At 47.1% G+C, this 13,119-nt stretch carries 11 protein-coding genes; 10 read left to right on the top strand and 1 reads right to left on the bottom strand.

All coding sequences use genetic code 11. The annotated features are described in order from the left end of the window. Nucleotides 1-17: 17 nt before the first annotated feature. Nucleotides 18-212 carry a YtzJ family protein gene (locus HNY42_RS12850; protein ID WP_114595250.1) on the bottom strand — a complete coding sequence of 65 codons (195 nt, stop codon included), beginning with the start codon at nucleotides 210-212 and terminating at the stop codon, nucleotides 18-20. 154 nt (nucleotides 213-366) lie between these two features. Here HNY42_RS12850 and dnaE point away from each other — a divergent pair, with 154 nt between their 5' ends. The 10 genes from dnaE to mdh all read left to right on the top strand — a co-directional run bounded on the left by dnaE (nucleotide 367) and on the right by mdh (nucleotide 13,064). Then, nucleotides 367-3,534, top strand: coding sequence for a DNA polymerase III subunit alpha (gene dnaE / locus HNY42_RS12845; RefSeq protein ID WP_188004593.1), 3,168 nt, complete (start codon nucleotides 367-369; stop codon nucleotides 3,532-3,534). Nucleotides 3,535-3,608: 74 nt separating this feature from the next. Then, nucleotides 3,609-4,154: a FadR/GntR family transcriptional regulator gene (locus HNY42_RS12840; protein WP_233494506.1), complete on the top strand. Its 546-nt coding sequence runs from the start codon at nucleotides 3,609-3,611 to the stop codon at nucleotides 4,152-4,154. A 21-nt stretch (nucleotides 4,155-4,175) separates the two neighbouring features. After that, complete coding sequence (gene accD, locus HNY42_RS12835) at nucleotides 4,176-5,036, top strand: acetyl-CoA carboxylase, carboxyltransferase subunit beta (RefSeq protein WP_131972393.1); 861 nt, start codon at nucleotides 4,176-4,178, stop codon at nucleotides 5,034-5,036. Next, a complete protein-coding gene (locus HNY42_RS12830; protein ID WP_131502795.1) occupies nucleotides 5,023-5,958 on the top strand; it encodes an acetyl-CoA carboxylase carboxyltransferase subunit alpha in 936 nt (311 codons plus the stop codon). The genes accD and HNY42_RS12830 overlap by 14 nt, the downstream gene beginning before the upstream one ends. 153 nt (nucleotides 5,959-6,111) lie before the next feature. Continuing rightward, nucleotides 6,112-7,074, top strand: a complete 963-nt coding sequence (gene pfkA, locus HNY42_RS12825; protein ID WP_256442161.1) for a 6-phosphofructokinase — start codon at nucleotides 6,112-6,114, stop codon at nucleotides 7,072-7,074. An 83-nt stretch (nucleotides 7,075-7,157) separates the two neighbouring features. Then, complete coding sequence (pyk, locus tag HNY42_RS12820; protein WP_131502794.1) at nucleotides 7,158-8,906, top strand: pyruvate kinase; 1,749 nt, start codon at nucleotides 7,158-7,160, stop codon at nucleotides 8,904-8,906. A gap of 51 nt (nucleotides 8,907-8,957) precedes the next feature. Further along, a complete protein-coding gene (locus HNY42_RS12815; protein WP_188005456.1) occupies nucleotides 8,958-9,434 on the top strand; it encodes a DUF441 domain-containing protein in 477 nt (158 codons plus the stop codon). Between the two features lie 217 nt (nucleotides 9,435-9,651). Next, nucleotides 9,652-10,764 (top strand): citrate synthase, encoded by a 1,113-nt coding sequence (citZ, locus tag HNY42_RS12810; RefSeq protein ID WP_131502792.1) that lies wholly within the window; start codon nucleotides 9,652-9,654, stop codon nucleotides 10,762-10,764. Between the two features lie 70 nt (nucleotides 10,765-10,834). Then, entirely contained in the window at nucleotides 10,835-12,109 is a 1,275-nt protein-coding gene (gene icd / locus HNY42_RS12805) for an NADP-dependent isocitrate dehydrogenase (RefSeq protein WP_026827743.1), read from the top strand. Between the two features lie 22 nt (nucleotides 12,110-12,131). Then, nucleotides 12,132-13,064, top strand: coding sequence for a malate dehydrogenase (gene mdh, locus HNY42_RS12800; RefSeq protein ID WP_188004592.1), 933 nt, complete (start codon nucleotides 12,132-12,134; stop codon nucleotides 13,062-13,064). The last annotated feature ends 55 nt before the right edge of the window (nucleotides 13,065-13,119 follow it).

The following is a 13,119-nucleotide window of genomic DNA, read 5'->3' as shown; positions in this document are numbered from 1 at the left end:
AACAGCTTTTTTTAGCATCAATGAGTGGAAGCCTCTTCTTGAGGGATGAACCAAGTTCCCCGTTCTGTGTGATCTTCAATGACGTTTAATTCAAGTTCTTTAACGGACTTCCGGATTTTTTCAGCGATTTCTTCAGTCTCGGTAAATGCGGTTACCCCTAATTTCAGTTGTTCTACTTTTTCGCGGGCAATTTGGCTACGGTTTAAAATCATGGCAAACTCTCCTTCCGTGCAAGTCATGATGTTCTCTTTTTATTGTAGCGAAAAATGATGGGGATGGCGAGACTCAGAAACGCATAGATATGAAACTTCTGAAAACGTTTCATTTATGGAAGGAATAAAAGCAGATGAGAATGGAGGAAAAAGAATGATCCAACTAAATGTCCGTACAGCATACAGTCCTTTGCAAAGTACGATTCGGATGGATCGTTATCTGGATGAGGTCAAACGACGCGGCTTTTCAGCTGCAGCCATCTGTGAAACGTCCTTGACCGGCGTGCCGGCGTTCATGGCAGGTTGTGCGCAACGGGAACTGACTCCGATCATCGGACTAGAACAAGTCATAGAACCGGATGAACTCACGATTTTGTGGTATGCGAAGACGAGTCATGGACTAAAAGCACTCTACCGGCTTGCCAGTGAGATGCCTGTTGAAGACTATTCACAATTGATTGCTGTCCTGGAACCAAAACGCCAAGCACCGGAAGATGACTCGCGTTTACGGCGTCTCATCGCCCACTGGATGGGATCAGCGCACAAAGCGAAGATTTTTCTCGGCGTCAAGGCGGTCCGGTCGACCGTTGAGCGCGACAGCAGGGAACAGTACCGTCAAGCGGCAAATGCGCTCGGAATCGAAACGATTCCCATCGATCCTGTTCGTTATCTGTTTCGGGAAGAGGCGGAAGCGTTTCAAGCTTTGCGTGCGATTGACGAAGGGTCGACGTTCGCTGATCAAAAAGTCAGTCGAACGGCTCACTTTAAACTAATGGAGGAGTTGCACGAGCAGTATACTGATCGGGAACTGCGGTTGCTGAAACAATGGGGAGAGTCGCAGGAAACATTGACGTTGCCGTTTCAATCACGTCCTCTCCCGCAAGTATCGGATGATTCAAATCATGCATTGAACCGTTTGGCGCATGATGGCTTGCTCGCACATGGACATGTCGAGGAAGAAGCGACAAAACGGTTGCAGTATGAACTGGAAGTCATTGAAAAAACGGGATTTGCTGATTACTTTCTGATCGTCGAAGATTTAGTGCGCCATGCGAAGGTAAAAGGCATCCGTGTAGGACCGGGACGGGGCTCGGCCGCAGGGTCGCTCGTCAGTTATGCTCTCGGGATTACGACGGTAGACCCACTGAAATACGGGTTGTTATTTGAACGGTTCTTAAATCCGGAGCGGATCTCGATGCCCGATATCGATATTGATATCGAAGATGAGCGGCGGGAAGAAGTGCTTGAGTACCTGGTCGAACGGTACGGGAAGCAACATGTCGGTCAGATCGGAACGTTATCGACTCTTGGAGCGAAAGCAGCATTACGCGATGTTGCACGGGTGTTGGAGTTTTCTAAAGATGAAACAGATGCGGCAGCGAAACAGTTGGGAAAAGTGACGACATTACAAGGCCTTGAACAACAGGCTTCCATTTACCGCTGGTTCTCGGGCAGTGAAAAACGACGCCAATTACTGCAGCTTGCTCAAGCAATTGAAGGATTACCACGCCAACGTTCCATTCATGCTGCCGGTGTCATCATCGCATCAGATGAGTTGATCGAGACGACACCGGTTGATTTGAATGCCAGCGGACGGTTCGTTACACAATATCTAATGAAGGCCATCGAACAACAAGGATTGCTGAAGATTGACTTATTGGGGTTACGGAATTTAACACGACTGCGGCAGATGGAACAATTGATTCAACATACGTACCCCGATTTCTTGGTGGAACGGATACCGGACGAGGACAAAGCGACGTTACGATTGTTCGCCAAAGGGGAGACGGATCACATCTTCCAATTTGAGTCGGCCGGAATGAAACAGACGTTACGGGAGGTCAAGCCCAATCAGTTCGAGGATCTGGTCGCGACGATGTCACTGTTCCGTCCGGGACCGATGAAATTCATCGATATCTATGCGAAACGAAAAGCCGGTCAACCCTATCAAATGGTCCATCCGATTTTAGAAGAGATTTTAACCGCGACGTACGGCGTCATCGTCTACCAAGAACAAATTATGGAGATTACACGCCGGGTCGCCGGATTCACCTTGGCGCAAGCTGATTTATTACGGCGGGCAATCTCGAAAAAAAGCAGTCAGTCTGTAGAGGCGGAAAAACAACGATTTATTGAAGGGGCGCTGCAAAACGGTTTTGATTTAACGGTCGCCGAAACGTTGTACGATCAAATTGAACGGTTTGCCGGATACGGATTTAACCGTAGTCATGCCGTGGCGTATACGAAAATCAGTTATGCCCTCGGATACATGAAGGCCCATTATCCACAAATCTTTTCATTGGTATCGATCGATCAACCGGAACGTCTCGTGCGTGTCATGCGGGAAAAACGTCTTCCGGTACTGCCGCCTGATATTTGGATGTCGGATTACCGTTCGACATTAGAAGGTAAAGGAATCCGGCTCGGCGTTCAAACACTTCGGGGAATCACGGAAAAAGATTTTCAGACGTTACGGGAAGCGGCCAAAACCTCGCAAACGATTACACAATTATTGTCAGCAGTTGGTTGGGGGAAAAAAGAACGGGCTAAGATTGAACTTTTGTTATACAGCGGAGCGCTCGATCGGGCAACTCATGGAGACCGTGGGCTAGCGGAACAGGAAGTCCTTGACTACTTTACGATGGCTTCGAATACACTTCTTCCGGATGAACTCGCAAGTCTCGGGCGAAGAAAGACAACGGCACAAACGAACCGGACAGCAACGGATTGGGCACGCCTTGAGCGTGAATCACTCGGATTTTGGTTGACCTATTCCCCATTGATGACCGCGATGAAGCCGCCGGTTGAAACGACGCATTTTCAAACGGTTTCCCTTGAAGGCAATCAAACCAATTACCTGGTCTGTTATATTGAGCAAATCCGTGAATTTAAGACAAAACGCGCCCAAACGATGGCGGTCATGCATGCCGTTGATGGGTATTCGACGGAAGAAGTTGTCGTTTTTCCGCAACAGTATGCAGCGTTTAAACGTTCGTTGTATATCGGAAACGTCTTGTTGATTGAAGTGAAGGTGCAGGAACGCGAAGGGAACCGGCAATTCGTCCTGGAGCGGTTACGTCCTTTAGGGCAAGATGTGTTATTCGTCAAACTACCGTCCAAAAATGATCTCGCGGTTCTTGAGCGGATGCTCGAGACCGTCCCCGGGGATATTCCGGTCGTCGTTCGTTATGCCGATACGAATGAGACCAAATCACTGCCGGGAATGTATGCCATCCAACAGGAAGAAGAATTGATGGCGCAACTCCGGATTCGATTCGGGGAAACGAATATCATCTTGAAAAATGTCCCTCGTTCGAACTAGTAGTAGGTAATAAGATTTGTTATAATAAGGGGTGATTGGTCTGACCAATGACCGCCGGAATAAGGAAATGACGCATGCGTCAGGAAGGTGGTGCTGTACAAATGGAGAAAAAGCGGAATGCTTTTGAAATGAATATTTCAGCAATCAAAACGATGATCGAACAGGATGGTTTTGTGCCGGGAGATCGAATTCCATCAGAACGTGAATTGGCAGAACGACTGTCGATTAGTCGTCCGTCTGTCCGGGAAGCACTTCGGACGTTAGCTTATCTCGGAATCATCGAGACGAGGCACGGCGGAGGTAGTTTTCTTTTAAACCGTGATGACCATACCTATATTCAAATCATCGCACAATTTTTAGTGACCGGCGATTCAAAGTTTGAAGATCTGGCAGGAACACTTCGTTTGCTTGAACAAGCAGCATTTGTTCAACTCGCAGACGCGTCCATTCTAGAAGTGCACGTCGATTCCGATGCGGCTTTTCGGGAAACGCTGATCGCTACAATCGATAACGATTTGTTTGAGCGGATTTGGCGGCAAGTGAATGCCTTCTATCAAAGTTTTGGTCAAGGGGAGCTCTATACGCGAGCGGAACGGGAAGCTTTTCTAAAACGCTCGTAGGAACCACAAGGGGGAACTAACGTGCAAGCATTTTTTCGAAAACCTAAAAAATTTGTCACTTTGACATCAAAAGAACAACGGGTCGATGTACCGGTTGGTTTAATGACGAAATGTCCGAAGTGCAAACTGATTCAATATACGAAACAACTCGAAGCCAATTTAAAAGTCTGTGTCTGTGGCTACCATCATCCGTTAACTGCTACCGAACGATTTGAACAATTGTTTGATGCGGGAACGATTACGTATTTCGATTTACCGGCAGTGAAGGCAGATCCACTCGATTTTCAGGATTATCCGGAAAAGCTGAAAGGAGATCAAGTACGGACAGGACTTGAAGAAGCGATTGTCTGCGGTGTTGGTCAAGTGAATGGATATCCGCTTGTAGCCTGTGTCATGGATGCACGTTTTCGGATGGGCTCAATGGGAGCGGCAGTCGGAGCTGCGATTGCAGAAGCCATCCGTTATGCAACGAAAGAACGGTTGCCTGTAACGATCTTTTCGGCTTCCGGTGGAGCACGGATGCAAGAGGGAATGGTCAGCCTGATGCAGATGGCGAAATCGAGCTTATTCCTGAAACAACATTCGGATGCCGGATTATTGTACGTTTCATGTATGACACACCCGACGACAGGTGGCGTGTCAGCCAGTTTTGCCATGTTAGGTGATTTTAATATTGCAGAACCCGGTGCCTTGATCGGCTTTGCCGGTCGCCGGATCATTGAACAGACGATTCGTGAAAAATTACCGGAAGACTTCCAAACGTCAGAGTTTTTATTGCAGGCGGGACAACTCGACGATGTCGTATCGCGACACGACTTGAAAACCTACTACACACGTATTCTGATGATGCACTCGGAGGGAACCAATCATGCAACCATTTGATCAACCAGTAATCGCATTGCGCGAAAAAATATTAGAACTGCACGATATGGCAGAGACACAAGGGCTCGATTTTAAAGAAGAGCTGAATTTATTGGAAGAACGGCTACGTCGATTAGAACTCGATATTTACGGGAATATGAAAGCGTGGAACCGTGTCCAACTGGCACGGCATCCGGAGCGTCCGACGACACTTGATTATGTTCGTCTGATCTGTGACGATTTCATTGAATTACATGGTGACCGGCACGGTTACGATGATGCAGCAATCGTCGGAGGAATTGCGATGCTGAATGGTCAAGCCGTGACAATCATTGGTCATCAGCGAGGAAAAGATACGAAAGAAAATATCCGCCGGAATTTCGGTATGCCGCATCCTGAAGGCTATCGAAAAGCTTTACGATTGATGCAACAAGCGGTGAAGTTCAATCGTCCGATCATCACGTTCATTGATACGAAAGGCGCGTATCCCGGCCGGGCAGCGGAAGAACGGGGACAAAGCGAAGCAATCGCGAAGAATCTCTTTGAAATGGCCGGAATGCCGGTCCCGATTATTTCTATCGTCATCGGTGAAGGCGGATCAGGTGGAGCACTTGGAATCGGTGTCTGTGATCAGTTGTTGATGTTAGAGAACTCTACGTATTCCGTCATTTCACCTGAAGGTGCAGCTGCCCTTCTTTGGAAAGATGCGAGTCTTGCTGAAAAAGCGGCAGAGTCAATGCAAATTACGGCGCCGGACTTACTTCGACTTGGAATCGCGGATGGAATCATCCCGGAAGTCATCGGTGGAGCGCATTTAGATGTTTCATTACAGGCCGACAAAGTAAAATCTGTTCTAGAACAAAGACTTGCCCAACTGACCCGTTTGACACCAGAGCAGTTAATCGAGAAGCGCACAGAAAAATATCACCAAATTGGCACATAACCTGCATGTAATCGCTATCATGATTGGCATTCCTTATTTCGTGATAGGATGAACAAACTGCTGTAGAAAGTTTATGCAGTCTGCCCTGTTGTAAAACAACAAAACTACGTGCTATTTTAGACTAAGATTAATGGAGAGGTGATTAACGTGAGTTTGAAACGGATTGCTGTTTTAACAAGTGGAGGCGACGCACCTGGCATGAACGCTGCAGTGCGTGCTGTAACACGTAAGGCGATTTTTCATGGACTGGAAGTATTTGGCGTCTATAACGGATATCAAGGTCTGATTAACGGAGATCTCGTCCAATTGAACCTTGGTTCAGTCGGTGACATCATTCAACGAGGCGGAACATTCCTTCGTTCTGCACGTTGCCCAGAGTTCCGGACAGAAGAAGGACGTGCGAAAGCTGTCGTCAATCTGAAGAAATTCGAAATTGATGCACTCGTTGTCGTTGGTGGTGACGGGTCTTATCGTGGTGCCCAAAAATTGACGGGACTTGGTTTCCCGACAATCGGTCTCCCTGGAACGATCGATAACGATATTCCAGGTACGGATTACACGATTGGTTTCGATACAGCACTCAACACGGCACTGGAAGCGATCGATAAGATTCGTGATACAGCGTCGTCGCATGAGCGGACGTATGTCATCGAAGTCATGGGACGCGACGCAGGGGATATCGCTCTTTATGCTGGATTAGCCGGCGGAGCGGAATCAATCCTGGTCCCAGAGCGACCAGAAGATTTAAAAGAAGTCCTAAACCGGATTCAAAGCGGTGTCAATCGTGGTAAAAAACACTCGATCGTCATCGTGGCAGAAGGTGCCGGACGCGCGCAGGATGTGGGAGACGAGATCGCCAAAGAAACAGGACTTGATACACGTGTCACAGTATTAGGTCATGTTCAACGCGGTGGTGCGCCGACAGCTGCTGACCGTGTATTGGCAAGCCGGATGGGTGCTTATGCAATCGACATCTTGCTTGAAGGTAAGCAAGGACGTGTCGTTGGGGTACGCGGTGGCAAGATGATTGATCTTGATATCGATGAGGCATTGGACGAAAACAAACACGAACTGGATCTTGGAATCTTAGAGTTGTCAAAACAACTATCAATTTAAGATCGACCGATATCAGTCGGAGTAGAATAGGTTTTATTGGCATTGTGATTGAACAGCCAAACATTGTAGGAGGTTTATGGAATATGCGCAGAACTAAAATTGTATGTACGATTGGACCGGCGTCAGAAAAACGTCTTCCAGAAATGATTGAAGCGGGTATGAACGTCGCTCGTTTGAACTTCTCACACGGTGACTATGAAGAACATGGTGCCCGTATTACGGACATCCGCCGTGCAGCAGAAGAAGCAAATAAATTAGTTACGATTCTTTTAGATACAAAAGGTCCTGAAATCCGTACGCATACATTTGAAGAAGGCAAAGCTCTTCTCGTACGCGGCAAACAAGTCATCGTCGTCAGTGGTGACGCGAACGAAATCGTCGGAACAGCAGACAAGTTCTCTGTCACGTACGATGGTTTATATGATGATGTCGAGGTCGGTTCGATGATCATGTTAGATGACGGATTAATCGGACTTCGTGTCGCAGAAAAACTCGAAAACCGTGAACTCCTTTGTGACATCGAAAACGAAGGAATCATCAAAACGAAAAAAGGCGTTAACTTACCAAACGTAAAAGTTAACTTACCTGCTTTGACAGACAAAGATATCGCAGACATCGAGTTCGGAATCAAAAGCGACATCGATTTGATTGCTGCTTCATTCGTTCGTCGCGCATCTGATGTCGTTGCGATTCGTCAATTGCTCGAAAAACACAATGCAAGTCATATCAAAATCTTCCCGAAAATTGAAAACCAAGAAGGTGTCGACAACATCGAAGAAATCATCGCGATTTCAGACGGTTTGATGGTCGCACGTGGTGATCTTGGAATCGAGATTCCGACGGAAGAAGTTACACCAACACAAAAAGATCTCATCAAAATTTGTAATGACTACGGTAAACCGGTCATCACAGCAACGCAAATGCTTGACTCGATGCAACGTTTCCCACGTCCGACACGTGCCGAAGCATCAGACGTCGCAAACGCGATTCTTGATGGAACAGATGCGATCATGCTTTCAGGTGAAACAGCAGCCGGGGACTACCCAATTGAGTCTGTTCAAATGATGCATACGATTGCGAAGCGCACAGAAAAAATGCTTGACTACAAAATGCTCTTGAAAGATCGTCAAACACGCAGTGAGCACACTGTGACGGATGCAATCGCTCAAGCAGTTACGCATACAGCGATCAACCTGGACGCTAAAGCAATCTTGACACCGACTCAGTCTGGTTACACAGCTGCCCGGATTTCAAAATACCGTCCAGAGCCAAACATCGTTGCCGTTACACCGAGCGCGCGTGTTGCACGTCAACTCAATATCGTTTGGGGTGTTTACCCGATCGTTGTCGATCATTTGTCAGACAACACGGATGACATGTTGACACTTGCTGCTGATACAGCAAAAGAAGCAGGATTCGTTACAGACGGTGACCTCGTCGTCATCTCTGCAGGTATCCCGGCTCTTACGGCAGGTACGACAAACATGTTGAAAATCCATATCGTCGGTAAAGAGATCACAAACGGTCGCGGAATCGGTGAACGTGGTGTCGTTGGCGAAGTCGTCATCGCTCATACAGCTGAAGAAGCAAACGCAAAAGCAAAACCAGGTATGATTCTGATCACGAACTCAACGGATCGCGATATGATGCCTGCAATCGAGATGGCTGCAGCAATGGTCACAGTAGACGGCGGATTGACAAGCCATGCTGGAATCGTTGGTCCTTCACTCGGTAAACCGGTTATCGTCGGTGTTGAAAATGCCATGACAATCTTCACGGATGGTCAACGTATTTCAATCGATCCTTTAACAGGTAAATTGTACAACGCATAATCAATGAAACGGATGTGGCGAAAGCCATGTCCGTTTTTTCAAATCGGGGGTTTGAACATGGAAGCCTATCTTTTTTTGATTGGTCTCGTGTTGATTGGTGTCATCGCTCAAAATAAATCGTTGATCATTGCGGCCGCATTTTTACTCATCATCAAAGCAATCGGGCTCGACGGTCGCCTGTTCCCGTCGTTACAGGTGAAAGGCATCACATGGGGGGTCACGTTGATCACGGCGGCGATTTTAGTACCGATTGCAACGGGAGACATCGGATTTAGAGAATTACTGAACAGTATCCGGGGACATATCGGGATCATTTCATTTTTAGCAGGGATTTTTGTAGCAATCATTGCAGCCCACGGCGTTGGTCTGATGAAGGAAGATCCACTCGTCACGACAGCACTGCTTGCCGGAACGATTCTTGCAGTCGGACTGTTCCGCGGTGTACCGGTTGGTCCTTTGATCGGAGCAGGAATTGCAGCTCTTGTCATCGGGATGTGGGATATCATCGTTAAAACAATCAGTGGTTAAATTATGTAACAATAGTGAACTGAATTAATTTTTTGATAATAGTATGCAAGTTCGTTCACTTTTTGGTTAAATTTGTTTATACTAAGAACAGAAACAAGATGGTCTATTCAAGAGCAAACGGTTCAGAGTGGGGAACGACTCTTGCGTAGACGTCTTTTTTTCAATACGGAAATGAAAGCGTTTTAAATTTCTGGGGGAAAAAAAGGGGGATTTTTGTATGACACAAACAAAAGGTTTAGAAGGAATCGTCGCGACAGCATCGAAGATCAGTTCGATCATTGATGGTCAGTTGACGTATGGTGGGTATACAATTGATGATTTGGCGGAGCACGCCTCATTTGAAGAAGTGGTCTTTTTACTTTGGAATGACCGCTTACCAAAAGAAGACGAACTGAAGCAACTGTCAGAAGCTTTGATTGCTGAAGCAACGGTCGCACCAGCAGTTCTCGAGACATTAAAAGTGGCGCCGAAAACCGCCAACGCGATGTCAGCCATTCGCACGGCTTTATCACAACTCGCATTATATGATGAATCGGCTGAAGATATGTCGACAGAGGCGAATTACGCTAAAGCCATCAAACTCCAGGCGCAGATTGCGACACTCGTAACAGCGTATGCACGAATCAAAAAAGGTCAAGAGCCGGTTGCACCGAAAGCAGGTCTTTCTTATGCGGCAAACTTCCTCTACATGCTGACAGGCGAAGAACCGACAGAAGTAGCAGAAAAAGCCTTTAACCAAGCACTCGTCTTGCATGCCGATCACGAACTGAACGCTTCAACATTTACAGCACGTGTCTGTGTTGCAACCCTGTCAGATGTCTATTCAGGCGTCACAGCTGCCATGGGTGCTTTGAAAGGTCCGCTTCACGGTGGAGCGAACGAAGCGGTCATGAACATGTTGCTTGAAATTGATTCAGTTGAAAAGGTTGACGAGTATGTTCATAATAAACTTAAGAACAAGGAAAAAATCATGGGCTTCGGTCACCGTGTCTACAAAGACGGCGACCCGCGTGCGAAGCACCTCCAGGAGATGAGCCGTCAATTGACAGCTCAAATCGGAGAACCGAAATGGTACGAGATGTCAGTCAAGATTGACCAAATCGTCCAATCGGAAAAAGGATTGAAACCCAACGTCGATTTCTATTCCGCTTCCACATACCATGCACTTGGACTTGATACGGAATTGTTTACGCCAATCTTTGCCGTCAGTCGTATGTCAGGTTGGTTAGCGCACATTTTAGAGCAGTATAGTGACAACCGCCTCATTCGTCCACGCGCCGATTATATTGGTGAAACACACCGGACATACGTGTCCATGAACGAACGTTAAAAAAGACGGAGAGGAGAAATCCTCTCCTGCTTTTTGATGACATCAATCATATTCAAGGGGGATTTTACAAATGGCTACAATTCAAGGCGAAAACATCACGGTAACAAACGGCACACTTAACGTACCAAACGCTCCAATCATTCCGTTCATCATCGGTGATGGCACTGGACCTGATATCTGGAATGCTGCAGTTCGTGTCTTTGATGCTGCTGTCGAAAAAGCATACAACGGTGAAAAAAAGATTGAATGGAAAGAAGTGTACGCTGGAGAAAAAGCATTCAACAAAACAGGCAACTGGCTTCCAGAAGAAACACTTGACCTGATCCGCGAACACATCATCGCGATCAAAGGACCACTCACGACACCAGTCGGCGGCGGAATCCGTTCGTTAAACGTTGCGCTTCGTCAAGAACTTGATTTATATACATGTCTTCGCCCGGTCCGTTACTTCACAGGTGTTCCTTCACCGGTTAAACGCCCAGAAGATACAGACATGGTCATCTTCCGCGAAAACACAGAAGATATCTACGCTGGGATCGAATATGCGTCAGGCAGCGAAGAAGCACAAAAATTACTTAACTTCCTGCAAACAGAGATGGGTGTCAACAAAATCCGTTTCCCTGAAACGTCTGGTCTCGGGATCAAACCGATCTCAAAAGAAGGAACAGAACGTCTTGTCCGTGCAGCGATTGAATATGCACTCGAAAACAAACGTGCTTCATTGACGCTCGTTCACAAAGGGAACATCATGAAGTTCACAGAAGGTGCATTCAAAAACTGGGGTTATGAACTCGCAGAACGTGAATATGCAGAACACGTCTTCACATGGAACCAGTATGACCGCATCAAGGATGAAGAAGGCGCTGATGCAGCGAACAAAGCACAATCTGAAGCAGAAGCAGCGGGCAAGTTGATCGTCAAAGATTCGATTGCTGATATCTTCTTACAACAAATCTTGACGCGTCCAAAAGAATTCGATGTCGTTGCAACGATGAACTTGAATGGTGATTACATTTCTGATGCGCTTGCAGCACAAGTCGGCGGAATCGGGATTGCACCTGGTGCTAACATCAACTACATGACAGGTCACGCGATCTTCGAGGCGACTCACGGTACAGCACCGAAATATGCGGGACTTGATAAGGTAAATCCATCTTCTGTCATTCTTTCAGGAGAAATGATGTTCCGTCACCTTGGATGGAATGAAGTTGCAGACTTGATCATTCAATCAATGGAAAAATCAATTGAAAATAAAGTCGTCACATATGACTTCGCACGTCTCATGGATGGTGCGACAGAAGTGAAATGTTCTGAATTCGCAGATGAACTCATCAAGAATATGTAATCTTGAATAGGGGGACGGGGCAATGAATCGACGAAAAAAGATTTCGGTCATCGGGAGCGGATTCACAGGGGCAACAACAGCACTGTACCTCGCTCAAAAAGAGTTAGGGGATATCGTGCTCGTTGATATGCCGCAACAGGAAAACGCGACCAAAGGAAAAGCACTTGATATGCAGGAAACAGGACCGATTCAAGGTTTTGATGCCTGGATCAACGGGACATCTGATTATCAAGACATTCAAGGTTCTGACATCGTCGTCATTACGGCGGGGATTGCCAGAAAACCGGGGATGAGTCGTGAAGATCTTGTCAGCACGAATGCAAACGTCATGAAAGCCGTCACGAAAGAAATCGTGACCCATGCACCGGAATCGATCATCATCGTGTTGACGAACCCTGTCGATGCGATGACGTATACCGTCTTTCAAGCATCCGGTTTTCCGAAAGAACGCGTCATCGGTCAGTCCGGTGTGCTCGATACGGCGCGTTTCCGGACGTTCGTCGCAATGGAACTCAATGTCTCCGTTAAGGATATCTCCGGATTCGTGCTCGGTGGGCATGGCGACGATATGGTACCGTTGTTACGTTATTCCTACGCGGGCGGAATTCCGCTGGAGAAACTGCTGACACCGGAACGATTAGCTGCCATCGTCGAACGGACACGCAAAGGCGGCGGTGAAATCGTTCAGTTACTCGGGAACGGTTCGGCCTATTACGCACCGGCAGCTGCCATCGTCGAGATGGTGGAAGCAATTCTAAAAGATCAGCGTCGAATTTTGCCGGCGATTGCCTATCTCGAAGGAGAATACGGGTATGAGGACTTGTATCTCGGTGTTCCGATCATTCTTGGTGGGAACGGCGTGGAACGGGTACTGGAGTTGGACTTGACGTCAGAAGAAAAGCAAGGGCTGGATCAATCCGTTTCAACGGTCCGTTCTGTGTTGGAAATGCTCTGACTTCAATTTTAGTAAACAAGGCATCCAATCAAAAGATTGGGTGTCTTTTTGTATT

Origin of the sequence: Exiguobacterium sp. Helios (assembly GCF_014524545.1) — a bacterium.
Lineage (GTDB): Bacteria > Bacillota > Bacilli > Exiguobacteriales > Exiguobacteriaceae > Exiguobacterium_A.
The sequence above is the reverse complement of the archived record's forward strand: the minus strand, read 5'-3'. Positions and strand labels throughout refer to the sequence as shown.